The sequence below is a fragment of the Scandinavium sp. genome, from assembly GCF_036271055.1.
GTDB lineage: Bacteria > Pseudomonadota > Gammaproteobacteria > Enterobacterales > Enterobacteriaceae > Scandinavium.
On sequence record NZ_DATBBJ010000100.1, the window covers coordinates 1 to 17,668 of the forward strand.

The 17,668-nt window shown below is 52.1% G+C and carries 16 protein-coding genes and 2 rRNA genes; 10 read left to right on the forward strand and 8 right to left on the reverse strand.

The window, feature by feature from the left end; translation table 11 throughout:
- From VH187_RS21055 to VH187_RS21065, 3 genes are all read left to right on the forward strand, one after another.
- Positions 1-129 (forward strand): 23S ribosomal RNA (locus VH187_RS21055); the annotation flags it as partial.
- 102 nt (positions 130-231) lie between these two features.
- A 5S ribosomal RNA gene (rrf, locus tag VH187_RS21060) occupies positions 232-347 on the forward strand.
- 490 nt (positions 348-837) lie between these two features.
- Positions 838-2,136: an MFS transporter gene (locus VH187_RS21065; RefSeq protein WP_329703391.1), complete on the forward strand. Its 1,299-nt coding sequence runs from the start codon at positions 838-840 to the stop codon at positions 2,134-2,136.
- A 2-nt stretch (positions 2,137-2,138) separates the two neighbouring features.
- On the opposite strand, the gene VH187_RS21070 is transcribed toward VH187_RS21065, so the two are convergent.
- The 5 genes from VH187_RS21070 to trxC form a co-directional block, all read right to left on the reverse strand.
- Complete coding sequence (locus tag VH187_RS21070) at positions 2,139-2,462, reverse strand: YfiM family lipoprotein (RefSeq protein ID WP_329703392.1); 324 nt, start codon at positions 2,460-2,462, stop codon at positions 2,139-2,141.
- 44 nt (positions 2,463-2,506) lie between these two features.
- Positions 2,507-3,862, reverse strand: coding sequence for a CDP-diacylglycerol--serine O-phosphatidyltransferase (pssA, locus tag VH187_RS21075; RefSeq protein WP_329703513.1), 1,356 nt, complete (start codon positions 3,860-3,862; stop codon positions 2,507-2,509).
- Between the two features lie 114 nt (positions 3,863-3,976).
- Complete coding sequence (locus tag VH187_RS21080) at positions 3,977-6,634, reverse strand: bifunctional acetate--CoA ligase family protein/GNAT family N-acetyltransferase (RefSeq protein ID WP_329703393.1); 2,658 nt, start codon at positions 6,632-6,634, stop codon at positions 3,977-3,979.
- Positions 6,635-6,670: 36 nt separating this feature from the next.
- Complete coding sequence (gene tapT, locus VH187_RS21085) at positions 6,671-7,369, reverse strand: tRNA-uridine aminocarboxypropyltransferase (protein ID WP_329703394.1); 699 nt, start codon at positions 7,367-7,369, stop codon at positions 6,671-6,673.
- Between the two features lie 69 nt (positions 7,370-7,438).
- A complete protein-coding gene (trxC, locus tag VH187_RS21090) occupies positions 7,439-7,864 on the reverse strand; it encodes a thioredoxin TrxC (RefSeq protein WP_329703395.1) in 426 nt (141 codons plus the stop codon).
- 207 nt (positions 7,865-8,071) lie between these two features.
- Between trxC and VH187_RS21095 the strand changes: the two genes are divergently transcribed.
- Positions 8,072-9,172, forward strand: a complete 1,101-nt coding sequence (locus VH187_RS21095) for a tRNA/rRNA methyltransferase (RefSeq protein ID WP_329703396.1) — start codon at positions 8,072-8,074, stop codon at positions 9,170-9,172.
- Between the two features lie 51 nt (positions 9,173-9,223).
- Here the strand turns inward: VH187_RS21095 and ung are convergent, their stop codons facing one another.
- Positions 9,224-9,916: a uracil-DNA glycosylase gene (gene ung, locus VH187_RS21100; RefSeq protein WP_329703397.1), complete on the reverse strand. Its 693-nt coding sequence runs from the start codon at positions 9,914-9,916 to the stop codon at positions 9,224-9,226.
- Between the two features lie 317 nt (positions 9,917-10,233).
- Here ung and grcA point away from each other — a divergent pair, with 317 nt between their 5' ends.
- On the forward strand, positions 10,234-10,617 hold the full coding sequence (gene grcA / locus VH187_RS21105; RefSeq protein ID WP_329703398.1) for an autonomous glycyl radical cofactor GrcA: 384 nt from the start codon (positions 10,234-10,236) through the stop codon (positions 10,615-10,617).
- A 49-nt stretch (positions 10,618-10,666) separates the two neighbouring features.
- Here grcA and srmB read toward each other — a convergent pair whose 3' ends face one another.
- The gene (gene srmB / locus VH187_RS21110; RefSeq protein WP_329703399.1) at positions 10,667-12,001 is read right to left on the reverse strand and encodes an ATP-dependent RNA helicase SrmB; all 1,335 of its coding nucleotides are present in this window, start codon (positions 11,999-12,001) and stop codon (positions 10,667-10,669) included.
- A 133-nt stretch (positions 12,002-12,134) separates the two neighbouring features.
- On the opposite strand from srmB, the gene trmN reads away from it, so the two are divergent.
- Entirely contained in the window at positions 12,135-12,872 is a 738-nt protein-coding gene (gene trmN / locus VH187_RS21115) for a tRNA(1)(Val) (adenine(37)-N(6))-methyltransferase TrmN (RefSeq protein ID WP_329703514.1), read from the forward strand.
- Here the strand turns inward: trmN and nadB are convergent.
- Positions 12,857-14,476 carry an L-aspartate oxidase gene (nadB, locus tag VH187_RS21120; RefSeq protein ID WP_329703400.1) on the reverse strand — a complete coding sequence of 540 codons (1,620 nt, stop codon included), beginning with the start codon at positions 14,474-14,476 and terminating at the stop codon, positions 12,857-12,859. The genes trmN and nadB overlap by 16 nt on opposite strands.
- A 424-nt stretch (positions 14,477-14,900) precedes the next feature.
- Between nadB and rpoE the strand changes: the two genes are divergently transcribed.
- Genes rpoE through rseC form a run of 4 tightly spaced genes read left to right on the forward strand, consistent with a single transcriptional unit; the run spans position 14,901 to position 17,595 of the window.
- On the forward strand, positions 14,901-15,476 hold the full coding sequence (gene rpoE / locus VH187_RS21125) for an RNA polymerase sigma factor RpoE (protein WP_329703401.1): 576 nt from the start codon (positions 14,901-14,903) through the stop codon (positions 15,474-15,476).
- A gap of 30 nt (positions 15,477-15,506) precedes the next feature.
- A complete protein-coding gene (rseA, locus tag VH187_RS21130; RefSeq protein ID WP_329703402.1) occupies positions 15,507-16,166 on the forward strand; it encodes an anti-sigma-E factor RseA in 660 nt (219 codons plus the stop codon).
- Entirely contained in the window at positions 16,166-17,119 is a 954-nt protein-coding gene (rseB, locus tag VH187_RS21135; RefSeq protein WP_329703403.1) for a sigma-E factor regulatory protein RseB, read from the forward strand. The genes rseA and rseB overlap by 1 nt, the downstream gene beginning before the upstream one ends.
- Positions 17,116-17,595, forward strand: coding sequence for a SoxR-reducing system protein RseC (rseC, locus tag VH187_RS21140; RefSeq protein ID WP_329703404.1), 480 nt, complete (start codon positions 17,116-17,118; stop codon positions 17,593-17,595). The genes rseB and rseC overlap by 4 nt, the downstream gene beginning before the upstream one ends.
- Positions 17,596-17,668: the final 73 nt, after the last annotated feature.

Consider the following 17,668-nt stretch of genomic DNA (forward strand, 5'->3'; position numbering starts at 1 on the left):
AGATGAGTTCTCCCTGACTCCTTGAGAGTCCTGAAGGAACGTTGAAGACTACGACGTTGATAGGCTGGGTGTGTAAGCGTAGCGATACGTTGAGCTAACCAGTACTAATGAACCGTGAGGCTTAACCTTACAACGCCAAAGCTGCTTTGGTGAGAGACGACAATATTCAGCTTGAGACAGATAAAGACAGACTGCGACGCGGAAGTGAAGCGGTAGGTCGAACAGAATTTGCCTGGCGGCAACAGCGCGGTGGTCCCACCTGACCCCATGCCGAACTCAGAAGTGAAACGCCGTAGCGCCGATGGTAGTGTGGGGTCTCCCCATGCGAGAGTAGGGAACTGCCAGGCATCAAATAAACAAGAAAACCTCATGCGAAAGCATGGGGTTTTTTTGTTTGTCTGCTGTTTGTCGGGGACCGGTCTCGTGAGAGGAGGACAAATTCGTCGGGAACGAATTTGCACAGCACGACGTGCTGCCCGAAGGGTGACGGGCAGAAAGCCCGGCATACAACTGCCAGGCATCAAACAAGTGGAAAGCCCAGTCGAAAGACTGGGCTTTTTGCGTTGTTGCATATCTGGAAAGCAATATCTGCGTTGTTAATGCCTGGATCCTTAGTTTGCCCCCACATTCTCACATGAAATCCTCCACCAAAAGCTAATAACCCGACGACGTACTGCTGCGACAAATCCTGAATACTGAGCCTGCTAATGAAAAATGTGTGATATGTCACAAATTCCATGGTAACAACTATGTAACATTTCGCTCACGAATTGTTCCGCTGTCGTCTGGTAAAGGCAAGGCGCAGCGGGTCTGGTTTTTTGCAGGAGTATAATAACAATGACTGAGAACGCATTTTCATCTCGCGAATCGTTGACGGGTAGTGACACCCGACGCCGGGTCTGGGCTATCGTGGGGGCTTCATCCGGGAATCTGGTGGAATGGTTTGATTTCTATGTTTATTCGTTTTGTTCACTCTATTTCGCACACATCTTTTTCCCTTCAGGCAACACAACGACTCAGTTACTCCAGACGGCCGGCGTTTTTGCTGCCGGATTTTTGATGAGACCCATCGGTGGCTGGCTGTTTGGGCGTATTGCCGATCGTCACGGGCGCAAGAAATCGATGCTGATCTCTGTCTGCATGATGTGTTTCGGATCGCTGGTGATCGCTTGCTTACCTGGATACGCCACTATTGGCACCTGGGCTCCAGCATTACTGCTGATAGCCCGTTTATTCCAGGGACTTTCCGTTGGGGGTGAATATGGCACCAGCGCCACCTATATGAGTGAAGTTGCCATCGAAGGACGTAAGGGCTTCTTCGCGTCATTCCAGTATGTAACGTTAATTGGCGGTCAGTTGCTAGCCTTACTGGTTGTTGTGGTTCTACAGCAGGTGCTCAGCAGCGAAGATCTACATACCTGGGGTTGGCGTATCCCGTTTGCCCTTGGTGCTGTACTGGCGTTAGTTGCACTTTGGCTTCGTCGTCAGCTGGATGAAACCTCGCAACAAGAAACGCGTGCGCTCAAAGAGGCTGGATCGCTCAAAGGTCTATGGCGTAATCGCAAAGCATTCGTGATGGTGCTTGGTTTTACTGCCGGTGGTTCTCTGGTGTTTTATACCTTCACAACTTATATGCAAAAATATCTGGTCAACACCACGGGAATGAGCGCAAGTGTTGCCAGTATTGTTATGACCGCTGCGCTCTTTGTTTATATGGTCGTTCAGCCATTGTTTGGTGCGCTATCTGACAGGATTGGTCGCCGGACATCGATGTTATGCTTTGGTGGCCTGGCAACGCTGTTTACCGTACCCATCCTCACCGCACTTCAGCGTGTACATTCGCCTTATGCCGCATTCGCATTGGTGATATGCGCGCTGCTGATCGCCAGTTTTTATACGTCGATAAGCGGGATCCTGAAAGCGGAAATGTTCCCGGCGCAGGTTCGTGCCTTAGGGGTTGGGCTTTCCTATGCTGTGGCGAATGCGCTATTCGGTGGTTCGGCGGAGTATGTGGCGCTTTCGCTGAAATCCGTAGGATTTGAGAGTGCGTTCTTTTGGTATGTCACACTACTGAGCGCAGTGGCTTTTTTGGTTTCGCTGATGCTACACAGCAAAGGGAAGGGATTACGTCTATAGCCTCATTGATGTGCCATCTGCCACACCGTATAACCGGTCGTGGCACCGGCAACATCCCACGCAAAATCTTTCCAGCTCCAGCCGCTTCCCGATGGGCGGCTGTCCCACAATTCTTTTCCGGCTCCGAGACTGAGGGAAAACATCAACCCATAGACTGCACTTCTGTCTTGGCTGAGTCCCTGATGCTGAGCGTATTCGTTGCCTGCTGCAGAGAGAATGGCAGAGGCGATAAAATGTTGAGCTTTATCCTGCCCGGTCCAGGCATCATTCGCCATATGACTACAGCCGCAAAGCCATAATGAAGACAGCAGAACCAAAATACGCATCGCAGACTCCTGTAAAAAAGCCCCGAAAATTCGAGGCTTGCAGATCACAGAATACGGCTGATAAGTCTGTCGATTCGAATTCGACGCAGACGACGAATCAGCTTACGCACTTTAACCGGGTAATCGGAAATACTTTGCAGATCGCGATAGTGCTTCACGATTGTCGTGTGCGTACGGATCAGCGCTAACTCTTTCTCACGTGCCTCCGCTAACTGCTGTTTCGGATCGTGAATGAGAATGGCATTCTCCAGATCCAATCGCCAGGCGCGTGGGTTCAGGTTATTACCAGTCAACAGCATCCATTCATCATCAACCCACATTCCTTTCAGGTGATAGCTGTTGTCCTCATCTTTCCACAGACGAACCACCAGTTGGTCTGTGTTCACGTAATATTGCAGACGGCTGAGGAAACGGCGCAGATTGATTTCGTACAAATAAGGCAGCGCGCCGATAATCTTAAACGGCTGATCTTCAGGGATATAGAAGTCATTCGCTGTTTTGTCGCCGACGATAATTTCCACTTTCTTACCCTGACGCAGCAAGTGGATAATATTTCGCACCAGCACTGCAGGTAGGTTGAAATACGGTGTGCAGATAGTGAGTTTTTCTTCGGCACACGGCATCAGGTGGAAAATCGTTTTGTTGAGCATACTCGATTTTCCGAGCCCAACCAGCGGTGTCACCGAAAGCTGTTCATTGTCGGCATTGCCCTGAAAATGATAACCGGTGTCACGCAATTCCTGGCGATAAAGTCGGATATCGTTTTTGATTTCAGGACTCTTCGGGCGCTCGTTGTCATCGAGGCGATTGACGCCGCGACCCTGCACCAAATTCTGGTCGACCCAATCAAACATGATATCGGCCATTTGCGTGTTAACAATGGCCTGGTAGCGATCGTAGCGGTATTTATCATGTTGATGCAGGTAAACATCATTCAGACTGGCTCCGCTGTAGAGCACACAGTCATCAATGATAAAGCCTTTGAAATGCAGAACGCCGAGTGCTTCCCGAGTGTTTACCGGAACGCCATAAACGGGGACATCAACGCCTGGGTTTTCCTGCGCCATGCGGCAGTACCAGTCAGCGTTGGTGTTTGATGCGGCAGCGCCAATACGTCCACGCTGGGCGCGATGCCAGTCAACGAGAATGCGGACATCCAGTTCCGGACGATGACGTTTCGCATCATAAATGGCCTGCAAGATGGTTTTTCCGGCGTCATCCTGCTCCAGATAAAGGGCAATAATGCAGATGCGGCGGGTGGCATTGGCAATTTTAGCCAACAGCGCTTGCCGGAAATCCGAAGGCGTGTAAAAGAACTCGACATCATCAACTGACTGAGAAAGCTTAGGTAGTTGAGCAAGGTGTTGTTGATGCTTGTTGCGCTTAAATTTTGACAACATCACAGTGCGTTTCTTCTCTGATTAATCAAGGGACCTCTGTACCATGCAGACGACAGAAGCGGGCAATAATACCATTAGTGCTCGCTAATGTGGTCAACATTTCCAGCAGCTTAGTCAGGATGGCGATGAAGCCAGCTTCAACGTTAATCCTACAATGCCATCTTCTAACTGAATATCGACCTCAAAACCCAACTTGCGCGCCAACGCAATCATTCCCTGATTGTTCGGCATGGTAATGCCATTCAGACGTTCCAGTCCATGCTCACGCGTGTAATTGATGAGCTTTTCCAACAATCGACGCCCAAGGCCCAGGCCTTTAAGATCGGAACGCACCAACACGGCAAACTCGGCATCAATATTGTCAGGGTCTGAAATAGCGCGTGTGACGCCAAGGATTTCAGTACCGCTCGCAGTGGTATGCACGGCGACAAAAGCCATCTCACGATCGTAGTCGATCTGCGTCATATTGGCTAAATCGTCGTGGGTAAATTCATTGATTTCACTGAAATAGCGGTAGTAGAGATCTTCTTTAGTGACCTGCGAAATGAACTGCTGCAAGAGTGGTTCATCTTCCGGCAGAATCGGTCTGAAGAGACAGCGATCGCCGTTTTTCAATACGACCCACTCTTCAAACTGCTGCGGGTAAGGGCGCACCGCCAGGCGGCTTTCACTGTTGCCACTGAATGGTGCGATGCCCAGTGTCACATCCAGCGCGGTGAATTCATTACCTGAGGCCAGCAGAGGATGAATGTCCAGGCGTTGGATCTCCGGGCAATCAACAATCAAGTTGGAGACCTGAACCAGAACCTGACTGAGCCCGGCAATGTCTAAAGGACGCAAGCCGCTTCGTCCACGGATCTTTTTACTTTTAATGGCCTGGATCACCAGATAACGGGCGAGGTTCATGTTCAACGGTGGGAGTGCCACGGCGGCTTGATCTTCTGCGCGCCACTCAACACCGCCTTCACCCAACATGATTAACGGGCCAAATAGTGGATCGTGTTCCACAACGACGCGGAGTTCCTGGGCACCAGCACGATTCGCCATGCTTTGCACGAGCAATCCGTGGATCCTCGCCTGCGGCCAGGCCATTTTTACGCGATCAATAATCGCATCGGCAGCTTGCTGTACTTCTGCAGCGGTACGTAGATAAAGCATTACGCCCTGAACTTCCGACTTATGCGGGATATCCGGCGAGCGCAGTTTAAGTGCCACCGGATAACCAATTTGTTCGGCGATATGCACGGCTTCTGCGCTGTCAGCCGCAATCCAGGTCGGCAGTGTTTGCATCCCATAGGCTTTCAGGATGGGTTGCACTTCGTGGGTATCGAGTGACGTTGCGCCATCCGCAATGGCCTGCTGCAACAATGCATGGGCTTCTGCCGTATTGGCGGTCAGGTCGTCCGGTAGTATGGGCGTTTCGCGCAGCTGTTTCTGGTTGCGGCGATATTCCACCATATGCATAAACGCCGTAATGGTGCCTTCTGGGGTGCGATAAGTCGGGATGCCCGCATCACTAAACAGTCGCCGAGCCTCCTGGGATGAATATTCTCCACACCAGTTAGTCAGAACGGTGACATATTTCCCGCGTGGGTGGTTGTTGAGTGTATCGATCAACGCCTGCGCACTTTCGGTGCCGGGGGCCGCCGCACTTGGGGAATGAATAACCAGCAGGGCATCATAGTCCTGGCTGTCGAGTAAAATACTCAGCGCTTTTTGATAGTGCGCGCTGTTAGCATCATCGCGCAGATCGAGCGGGTTTGCCGCATCAACGCTTGAAGGCAGTGCTTCGCGAATGCGCGTCAATGTCTCATCGCTAAGTGTTGCGAGCTTACCGTTGCGTAGCCAAAGTTCATCGAGGGCCAGAGCAGCAGGCGCGGCACCGTTGCTGATAATCATCAGTCGCTCACCGCGCAGGGGGCGCATGTGGCTCAGGGTTTCGACGGCAGAAAACAGCTCATGGGTATCCTGAACGCGTAACAGCCCGGCCCGCTGAATCGCAGCGTCCCATGCGGGATCCATTCCGGAATTTACATGCAGTAAGCGCTGTGCCGCTGGGCTGCGACCACTTTTGATGACCAGAATCGGTTTATTGCGCGACGCACTTCGGGCTGCCGAAACAAAACGCCGCGCGTCACTGAGATGTTCCAGATACAGCAGAATGGCGCTGGTTTTACTGTCGCGGGCCAGGAAATCGAGTAGATCGTCCACGTCGATATCAAGGCTGTCACCGAGAGCAATAAAATACGAAAAGCCCATTTCACGCTGTTGTGCCCAATCGAGAATGGTATTGGATACGGCAGCCGACTGTGAAATAAAGGCTAATTTTCCGCGACGAATCGGTACGGGGGAAAAACTGGCATTCAGCCCTTGCCAGGGGGCGAGTAGCCCCAGGCTGTTTGGGCCGAGTAACCGCATTTGATAACGTGCAGCCGTTGCTTTCAGTTCACCGAACTGTTCCGGCGGCGCAGAAAGAATAATGCAGGTTTTACACCCTTTCTGTCCGAGTGCTTCCAGAAGAGTGAGATTGCGTTTAGCGTGAGTGCAAATAACCGCCAGATCGGGCGTAAACGGCAGGCTCTCGATATCGGGCCACGCCAGTACACCCAATACCGCTTTCCAGGTTGGCGTCACTGGCAGTACCGGGCCACTGAATCCCCCAGCCAGCAGGTTGCGCATCATTAAATAGCCCGCTCGCTGCGGTTTCATCGACGCGCCAATCACGGCAATCGATTTGGGTTTCAGTAACGCTTCCAGTCCCCGTTGGCTCATCGCATTCATCTCCAGGATGCTCGTTCCTGAATGATTTTAAACGCTTTCCGTCTCCGGCACTGTGATGTTTCCCTTATGATGCGTTTTTCCTGCCAGATAACGAGTGCGGAAACAGTGAAAATGCGAACCCAGCGCGGTTGCTGCCTTGGTGTCATTAGCCAGATCCAGCAAGGCGATAGCCACTTCGGCTGTACAGTACTGGCCTTCGGCGTGGGCTTCGCGCAGGTGGTAGGCCGATACCCGCGACAAATCTACTGAAATAACTGGCAGTGCGTCGAGATACGGGCTTTTGCGGAACATTTTGCGTGCTTCCGTCCAGGTGCCGTCGAGCATAATAAACAGCGGCGGTTTACCTGATGGGGGCGCAGTAAGCACTTCTCTTTCGGCTCCGGCATAGGACGCAGGGAAGACGACCATAGGCTGATAATCGGGATGCTGCACCAACTCAAGCAGCGCCTGCGGCGGCTCGGTACGCGACCACTGAAACGCCTCTGTATCAGGCAGAATATCGGCAATCAGACGACCGGTATTGCTGGGCTTCATCGGCTCCGTGTCGAACATCACCAGACAAAAACGGCTACGCGCAGCGGAAGACGTGAGGGTTTCGCACAGACACTGTTTCAACGGTAAAAGACAGCGCTGACAGCGACGAATACGATTGCCACGAGCAAGGAAAGGGCGAGTAGCGCGAGCGAGGCGCTCGGCGCGCAAACGGAGTACGGCGTTATCAGTCATTGGAAGCTATGCAGGAAAAACGCCATTGTCGCAGAGGGGAAAGCGGGGCACAAGATGTGCCCCGGTAGATCAAGCTTCGGTGGCTTCGTTCAGCCAACTGTCGAACGGTGCTTTCGGCACGGCGCCGTTCAGCATGTCGATAACTTCGCCTTTATGGAAAATCATAATGGTTGGAATGCTGCGAATGCGAAAGCGTGCGCTGAGCTCGCGTTCGGCTTCAGTGTTCACTTTCACGAAACGCATCTTGCCGCTGCGTTCTTCTGCAACGTCTTCGAAAATGGGGGCAAAGTTACGGCACGGGCCGCACCATGGCGCCCAGAAATCGACCACGACCGGCAAATCGTCTTTCAACAATTTATCCAGCGTTTCTCCCGTTGCATTGATAACATCGCCATCAAACAGCTCATGACCGCAACGACCGCACTTCGCGGTATCATTAATACGTTCGTCGGGGATACGGTTAAGCGCCTGACAACTGGCACAAACGGTATTCATAGCTAACCTCTGGGTAATCGGGTTGAGACAACGGCCTGAGTGACCGAAATGTATCTGTAATGTTACGTATTATCGATGAGACTGTTTTAAAGGACAATGTGGTTTATTCGATGAATATAATAGTCGCAGTCTTTGGTACGAAATCATGGCGAAGCTCGGACACATCGAGTAATCTTCGCGCTTCGCGCAGCGCAGGTGGAGAAAAAGATGAACGACGAACTGAAAAATAAAAGCGGCAAGGTCAAAGTGATGTATGTCCGCAGTGATGATGACTCGGATAAACGCACGGAAAACCCGCGTACCGGTAAAGGTGGCGGCCGCAGTGGCCCATCCCGCACCGAAGGTGGTCGTCGTCCTGCGCGCGATAGTCGCGATAGCCGTGACGGAAAGTCTCGTGATGGAAAACCACGCGGTGACCGTTTCCGTGATAACGCCTCACGTGACCGCGACAGTCAGCCGCGCGAGAACTCACCGTGGCGTACCGTTTCCCGCGCTCCGGGTGAAGAAGTTGCAGACAAGCCGGATCACGGCGGGATCAGCGGTAAAAGCTTTGTTGATCCAGAAGTTATTCGTCGTCAGCGTGCGGAAGAAACCCGTGTGTACGGTGAAAACGCCTGTCAGGCACTGTTCCAGAGTCGTCCAGATTGCATCGTTCGTGCCTGGTTTATCCAGAGCGTGACCCCGCGTTTCAAAGAAGCCTTACGCTGGATGGCAGCAAACCGTAAAGCCTATCACGTGGTTGATGAAGAGGAACTGGAGAAAGCGTCCGGTACCGAACATCATGGCGGCGTGTGCTTCCTGATTAAAAAACGTAACGGAACCAGCGTACAGCAGTGGGTGCGTGAAGCATCAGAAGAAGACTGCGTACTGGCGCTGGAAGATGTGGGCAACCCACACAACCTCGGTGCCATCATGCGTAGCTGCGCGCACTTCGGTGTGAAAGGTGTTGTGGTTCAGGATGCCGCAGTACTGGAGTCAGGTGCGGCAATCCGTACCGCAGAGGGTGGTGCTGAGCACGTTCAGCCCATCACAGGTGACAGCTTCATCGATGCATTGGATCAGTTCCGCAAAGCCGGTTACGCCATTGTGACCACCTCCAGCCATAAAGGCACGCCGCTGTATAAAGCGACCATGCCGAAGAAAATGGTGCTGGTGTTAGGTCAGGAGCGTGATGGTCTGTCTGATGCCGCGCTTGATAGCGCTGATCTGAGTGTCGCTATCAGCGGTACTGGCAACGTTGAAAGTCTGAACGTTTCGGTTGCGACCGGTGTTCTGTTGGCCGAGTGGTGGCGCCAGAATAAAGCCTGATGCTTTTGCATCGGTAAAAATAAGAATGCCAGCGCGATGCTGGCATTTTTTTTATTCGCTTTCTGCTGGTGGGAGTACCGGCATCCAGTCAATAGGCGGTTCGCCGCGCTCTGCCAGCCATTCATTTGCCTGTACGAAATGATTTGAGCCAAAGAAGCCTCGGTGGGCCGACAGTGGCGACGGATGCGGCGCTTTCAACACATGATGACGCTGAGTGTCGATAATTGCCCCTTTCTTCTGCGCATGCGATCCCCAAAGTAAAAAGACCACGCCTTCGCGATGTTCGTTGATAAGGCTAATCACCTTATCGGTAAACGTTTCCCACCCCAGACTTGCATGAGAATGCGCCTGACCGGCGCGTACGGTGAGTACGGTGTTGAGTAACAATACGCCCTGACGCGCCCAGCTTTCGAGATTACCATGTTTCGGACGGGTGAAACCCGGGATCGTGCCTTCGAGCTCTTTATACATATTCAGAAGAGAAGGAGGAATATTGATGCCAGGGAGTACCGAAAACGCCAGCCCGTGCGCCTGACCGGGACCGTGATAAGGGTCTTGTCCGAGGATCACGACTTTCACATCGTTGAGTTCGGTATAGCGAAACGCGTTAAATACGTCTTTCTGCGGCGGGTAAATGGTTGTTCCCGCCTGACGTTCGTTAGCGACCGTCGTCAGCGTATTGATGAAGTAGGGCTGTTCTTTTTCAGTCGCCAGCACGTCGTGCCAGGTTAAGGGCGTGGTCATCTCGCTCTCCTGCGAATTTCGTTGGCGGTAGCTTAACGGCTTCTTTCTGTGGTGCAAAACTTTGTGTAGTCGGAAGGTGAGATTATTCAAATAAAGTTGAATGTTTACAGCGATCTTTGTCTTTTGTGTCTGATTAAAATTGACCTAAAACAATAAAATCCACACATGTACTCAGTACACGCACTAATTCTATTGATTTAAATCAATGATTGCCGGGTGTCAGACTGATATATATACACTCAAGCAACAATGGTTTTACCAATTGGCCAGTTTCTGGCTGATGCAAAAACGAATACATGAGCCTAGGGAGGCATCAAATGATTACAGGTATCCAGATTACTAAAGCCGCTAACGACGACCTGCTGAACTCTTTCTGGCTGCTCGACAGCGAGAAAGGCGAAGCGCGCTGCCTGGTAGCAAAAGGTGGTTTCACTGAAGATCAGGTTGTGGCTGTCAACAAACTGGGCGAAATTGAATACCGTGAAGTGCCGGTAGATGTACAGCCAGAAGTGCGCGTTGAAGGGGGTCAGCACCTGAACGTTAACGTACTGCGCCGTGAAACCCTGATGGATGCGGTTGAGAACCCAGAGAAATACCCACAGCTGACCATTCGTGTTTCTGGCTATGCGGTTCGCTTCAACTCACTGACGCCTGAACAGCAGCGTGATGTTATTGCGCGTACTTTCACTGAAAGTCTGTAATTTTCAGCATTAGAAATGAAAAGGCCGGGATGATTATCCCGGCCTTTTTTTATTCTTTCGTTTTCTGCTCGGTTGCTGCAGCGGCAGCGCTCGGCTTACGACGTTTACCAATATTCTTCGAATCGCGGTGACGATCTTTCACACGCGGTTTTTCTTTCTCTGCTTTTTTCTTCTCTTCGCGTTTAGCCTGCACTTTCTTCGACGGCTTCCCTTTGTTTTTCTCACTCGGGATGCGGGTCGTCGGACGCAGTTCTTCAATCACGCGCGCTTTAAGCGGCTCTTCAACGTAGCGACCAATTTTGTTCAACAGCAAATGGTCATGCGCTTCGACTAACGAAATCGCGATGCCTTTATTTCCGGCACGTCCGGTACGTCCGATACGGTGAAGATAGGTATCGCCGCTGCGTGGCATGTCGTAGTTAAAGACATGGCTGACATCAGGAATATCAATCCCGCGAGCGGCTACGTCAGTCGCAACCAGCACGTTTACACGACCGTCAGTCAAACGCTTAATCGCTTCATTACGCTTAGCCTGAACCATCTCGCCTTCGAGATAGCAGTTGTTAATGCCTTGCGCACGCAGTAAGCCTGCCAGTTCATGAACACGCTCACGTTTACGCACGAATACGATAGAGCGGGTAGCGTCATCTTGCTGAAGCAGATGGATCAGCAGGGCTGTTTTATGCTCAGCATCATCGGCACGGTAGTACCACTGATGGATTTTTTTACGCTCACGAGTAGACGGCATCGCGGAAACTTCCACCGGATCCTGCAACAGGCGTTCGGAGAAGTCTTTAATCGCATCGCCTTCCAACGTGGCTGAGAACAGCATGGTCTGCTTACGCCAGCGGGTTTCCGCGGCGATGGTTTCGATGTCCTGCGCGAAGCCCATGTCTAACATACGGTCAGCTTCGTCAAGGATCAGTGTTTCAACCGCACGACAGTCAAAGTTTTCTTCTTTGATGTATTGCAGTAGACGCCCGGTGGTGGCAACCACGATGTCCTGGTTTTCGCTGAACACTTCTGCGTGGTTCATGTAAGCCACGCCGCCAGTGATAGTGGCAATATCCAGATGAGTATTCTTCGCCAGTTCACGAGCGTGATCGGCAACCTGCATCGCCAGTTCGCGAGTGGGGGTGACAATCAGGATGCGCGGCGGCCCGGATTTTTTACGCGGAAAGTCGAGCAGGTGCTGCAACGCTGGCAGCAAAAATGCCGCCGTTTTACCGGTGCCTGTCGGCGCAGAACCGAGAATATCACGGCCATCGAGCGCAGGCGGGATTGCAGCGGCCTGAATGGCGGTCGGGCGTGTGAAGCCTTTTTCCTGGAGGGCTTCCAGAAGGCTTTCGTCGAGTTCAAGTTCGGAAAAAGTCGTTACAGTCATGATCTACCTCTGTGTGGGCCGCTGATTATAGACGTTATGGCTGCAATCTTCATCTGTTTGTATGGCTATCTGTTCTCGGGTATTGTGCAATACCCAATGCTCAGGGGATTTTTCCAGGAAAAGGTTGTTGATGATGAGTCAGTCTGCCTCCGTGCTTCGTCGCAACGGATTTACGTTTAAACAATTTTTCGTCGCCCACGATCGGTGTGCAATGAAGATCGGTACAGATGCGATCCTGCTTGGCGCATGGGCACCGATCGCCCGGGTAAAACGAATCTTAGATATTGGAACTGGTAGCGGATTGCTGGCGCTAATGTTAGCGCAACGTACCGAAGAGACCGTAATGATCGATGCTGTTGAGCTGGATGCTGATGCTGCCGCACAGGCCGTTGAAAATGTCGCGGAGTCGCCTTGGGCCGAACGCGTTCAGGTCCATGCTGCGGATGTTCAGCAGTGGCTCAAAGAAGAAAACAGCCGTTATGACCTGATCATCAGCAACCCGCCTTATTATCAGCAGGGTGTTGAATGCGCAACACCTCAGCGCGAACAGGCCCGATATACCACCACACTTGATCACACGACGCTGTTGAATTGTGCGGCAAGTGCTATCACGGAAGACGGTTTTTTCTGTGTGGTGTTACCGGAAGATATCGGCAATGCGTTTACTGAACTGGCGCTGTCGATGGGGTGGCATTTGCGCTTACGCACTGATGTAGCAGAAACAGAGCTGCGCCCACCTCACCGCGTGTTGATGGCTTTTTCGCCGCGCGCCGGGGAGTGCTATAGCGACCGGTTGATTATCCGTGGGCCAGAGCAGCAGTACTCCGAAGGGTATACCGCCCTGACCCAGGCATTCTATTTATTCATGTGAGCCAAGGGAGAAAGCACTGACGGTCCTGAATTTTCCAGCAGTTCTGGATAATCCAGCGTGTAGTGCAGGCCACGGCTCTCTTTACGCATCATCGCGCAGCGGACAATAAGCTCCGCGACTTGCACCAGATTGCGTAGCTCAAGCAGGTTGTTGGACACCCGGAAGCGGGAATAGTATTCGTCCAACTCCTGCTGCAATAACGTGATGCGGCGTAACGCACGCTCCAGTCGTTTCGTCGTGCGAACGATCCCCACGTAATCCCACATAAACAGGCGCAGTTCGTGCCAGTTGTGCTGGATAACCACCAGTTCATCCGGGTTTTCTACCCGGCTTTCATCCCACGCTGGCAACGCGCTGACATCGCGGGCATAAGGCATGCGCTTCTTGATATCTTCTGCCGCAGACCAGCCATACACCAGACACTCAAGCAGCGAATTGGACGCCATACGGTTCGCGCCATGCAGACCGGTGTAACTCACTTCGCCAATAGCATATAACCCGTCAACATCGGTGCGCCCAAAGTCATCGACCATCACGCCACCACAGGTGTAATGCGCGGCAGGAACAATCGGAACCGGCTCTTTGGTGAGATCGATCCCAAGGCCCAGCAATTTTTCGTGGATCATCGGGAAGTGCTGGCGAATAAAATCTTCCGGTTTATGGCTGATATCGAGGTACATGCAGTCTACGCCAAGGCGCTTCATCTCATGATCGATAGCGCGAGCGACGATATCGCGAGGGGCCAGTTCTTCGCGTTCGTCGAAATCGGGCATAAAGCGCGTTCCATCCGGGCGCTTAAGCAACGCACCTTCACCGCGCAGGGCTTCCGTCAGTAAGAAATTGCGCGCCTGAGGATGAAAGAGCGCTGTCGGGTGAAACTGATTGAACTCGAGGTTTGCCACACGACACCCTGCGCGCCAGGCCATAGCAATGCCGTCACCGGATGAAATATCGGGGTTTGTGGTGTACTGATACACCTTTGACGCGCCGCCCGTTGCCAGCACAACCGATTTCGCGGCGCAGATTTCAACACTTTCTTTATTGCGGTTCCAGACCCACGCCCCAACCACCCGACGCGTACCCGGCAGGCCAATTTTATCGGAAACGATAAGATCCACGGCATTACTTCGCTCAAGCACCCGAATATTAGGGTGATTTAAAGCTTTTCCGACTAACGTGGTTTCGACTTCTTTCCCGGTGGCATCAGCGGCATGGAGAATGCGGCGATGGCTGTGACCCCCTTCACGGGTCAGGTGATAGCTAGCCTCGCCATTAGGCTGAACTTCGGTATCAAACAGCACGCCCTGATCGATAAGCCACTGAACGCACGGGCGAGCATGGCTGGCAACGAATGACACCGCATGGCGATCGCACAGCCCGGCCCCTGCAATCAGCGTATCTTCAACATGAGATTCAATGCTGTCGGTTTCATCGAATACGGCGGCAATCCCGCCTTGCGCGTAAAACGTCGAGCCTTCACTGACTGGCCCTTTACTAAGAACGATGACGGAACTGTGCTCAGCCAGGCGGAGTGCAAGGGATAAACCGGCAGCACCGCTACCGACAATAAGAACATCACAGGAAAGGTCAGGTGTCGTAGTCATGATCTGTGTTTAATTTACTAAACAAGGTTCAGGCAATGTAGCACTGCAATGGGCTTTTTAGCACGAAATTTTTTCAATGCTGTTATGACGACTAAACAGGGTGGGAAAGCTTGAGGATTTGTAAATCAGAGAAAATTATTGCGAAGCAGATCGTTAGCCTCAGATTTTATGATGAAAAAAGCCTGGCGTTACGGTACTCTGCAGACAGATTTCAGACGTTTATTGCGCGCCTGACACTTCATTTAGCAGTGGTAGACTTATAATGAGTGATAATGAGCTGTCTATCCGCAGTCAATAAAAAGCAAAGGCGTAACTGAACTTAATGATAATAGCCCGCTCTAAGCTGATGCTTGCTCATAGTGCAGTGCATGGAGTGGCGTTTTGATTACGCATGGGAATAAGGTTTGAGGAGACATTACCTCGGATGAGCGAGCAGTTAACGGATCAGGTCCTCGTCGAACGGGTCCAAAAGGGAGATCAGAAGGCTTTCAACCTGCTGGTGGTACGCTATCAGCATAAAGTGGCAAGTCTGGTTTCCCGTTACGTACCGTCTGGCGATGTGCCTGACGTAGTACAAGAGTCTTTTATAAAGGCCTATCGTGCGCTGGATTCATTCCGGGGAGATAGTGCTTTCTATACCTGGCTGTACCGTATCGCTGTAAATACGGCCAAAAATTACCTGGTTGCTCAGGGGAGACGCCCGCCAGCAAGTGATATTGATGCTGTGGAAGCAGAAAATTACGAAAGTGGCGGTGCGCTGAAAGAAATTTCGAACCCTGAGAACTTAATGTTGTCAGAAGAACTGAGACAAATAGTGTTCCGTACCATTGAGTCTCTCCCGGAAGATTTACGCATGGCAATCACGTTACGGGAGTTGGATGGCCTGAGCTATGAAGAGATAGCCGCTATCATGGATTGTCCGGTCGGTACGGTTCGCTCGCGCATTTTCCGTGCACGAGAAGCTATTGATAATAAAGTTCAACCGCTAATCAGGCGTTGACATAGCGGAATACTGGAAAAGGTATTAGGCATGCAGAAAGAAAAACTTTCCGCCTTAATGGATGGTGAAACGCTGGACAGTGAGTTGCTTAACGAGCTGACTCATTCCACTGAGATGCAAAAAGCGTGGGAGAGCTACCATCTTATCCGCGATACTATGCGCGGTGAGACAGCGCAGACCCTGAATTTTGATATTTCAGCTCGCGTTATGGCCGCTATTGAGAATGAACCTGTTCGCCTGGCGACTCCACTCATTCCTGAAGCCCAGCCCGCACCGCACCAGTGGCAGAATATGCCATTCTGGAAGAAGGTTCGTCCTTGGGCGAGCTCTCTGACTCAAATGGGCGTTGCGGCTTGTGTATCACTCGCCGTGATCGTGGGTGTTCAGCACTATAACGGTCAAACTGATGCGTCCCAGCAGTCTGAAACGCCAGTGTTTAACACACTGCCGATGATGGGCAAAGCCAGTCCTGTGAGCTTAGGTGTACCAGCCGATGCGAACGCGGGTGTGACATCATCTGGCCAGCAACAGCAGGTTCAGGAGCAGCGCCGTCGTATTAACGCGATGTTGCAGGACTACGAATTGCAGCGCCGTCTGCATTCCGAACAGCTTCAGTTTGAACAATCCCAGACTCAGCAAGCCGCTGTTCAGGTGCCAGGCTATCAAACGTTAGGAACGCAATCGCAGTAATGAAGCAACTTTGGTGTGCCATGTCACTTGTGGCTGCTAGCCTGTTCTTCTCCACCAACGCCTCGGCTGATGTCTCGTCCGGGGCGTTGTTGCAGCAGATGAATTTGGCCAGCCAGTCTCTCAATTATGAGCTGTCGTTCGTCAGCATCAATAAGCAGGGCGTGGAATCATTACGCTATCGCCACGCTCGTCTGAATAATCAGGCGCTGGCGCAACTGCTCCAGATGGACGGTCCGCGCCGTGAAGTTGTCCAGCGTGGAAACGAAATCAGCTATTTCGAGCCTGGCCTCGATCCCTTCACGTTGAACGGCGACTACATCGTCGATTCATTGCCATCCCTGATTTATACCGATTTCAAACGCCTCGCGCCGTACTACGATTTCATTTCCGTAGGTCGCACTCGCATAGCCGACAGATTGTGTGAAGTGATCCGCGTCGTGGCGCGTGATGGAACCCGTTACAGCTACATTGTCTGGCTCGATTCGGAAACCAAACTCCCGATGCGTGTTGATTTGCTGGACCGCGATGGCGAAACGCTGGAACAGTTCCGCGTGGTGGCTTTTAACGTCAGCGACCAGGTGAGCAGCAACATGCAAACGCTGTCCACCGCGAGTTTGCCGCCGCTGTTGTCCGTGCCAGTGGGTGATAAAATCAATTTCAACTGGTTGCCGAGCTGGTTACCGCAAGGGTTTGTCGAAGTTGCAGGTAGCCGTAGAACCTTGCCGACGATTGAAACTCCGGTGGAATCCCGCCTGTACTCAGACGGTCTGTTCAGTTTCTCGGTGAATGTGAACCGTGCCAGTGCCACCAGTAGCGAGCAGGTGCTGCGTACCGGGCGTCGTACCGTCAGTACTTCTGTGCGAGACAACGCGGAAATCACTATTGTTGGTGAATTGCCGCCGCAGACCGCCAAACGGGTTGCTGACAGTATCAAGTTCAAGGCAGCTAAATGATTAAAGAATGGGCCACGGTTATTTCCTGGAGTAACGGGCTTGCGCAAGTCAGCTGCGACGTAAAATCCTCTTGCAGCAGCTGCTCATCAAGAGCGGGCTGCGGCAGCAGAGTCCTGAATAAATTAGGGCCGCAGACTGAACATACCCTCAGCGTGTCAAGCGCTGAGCCGCTTGTTGTTGGTCAGAAAGTGGAACTGGGGATCAGTGAAGGCAGTCTGTTGACGTCAGCCATGCTGGTTTACATGACGCCGTTGCTCGGTATGTTTGTCATGGCTGCCATCTTCCAATTGCTTTTTGTCAGCGATCTGGTTTCTTTTGCAGGTGGCGTGCTGGGTGGCGTAGGCGGCTTTTTGATTGCCCGTGGGCTGTCGCCAAAATTGGCCTCCCGCGAGGCATGGCAGCCCATCATTATCAGCATCGGGCTGCCGCCGGATCTCCTTCGTGTGGACAACACTTCTTCTGAACTGAGCCAGTAATCACGCTGGCTTTTATCTTTATTTACATCTCCGACAGGATCTCCTCTCAACTAACCGCTAAGCTTGCCGGAAG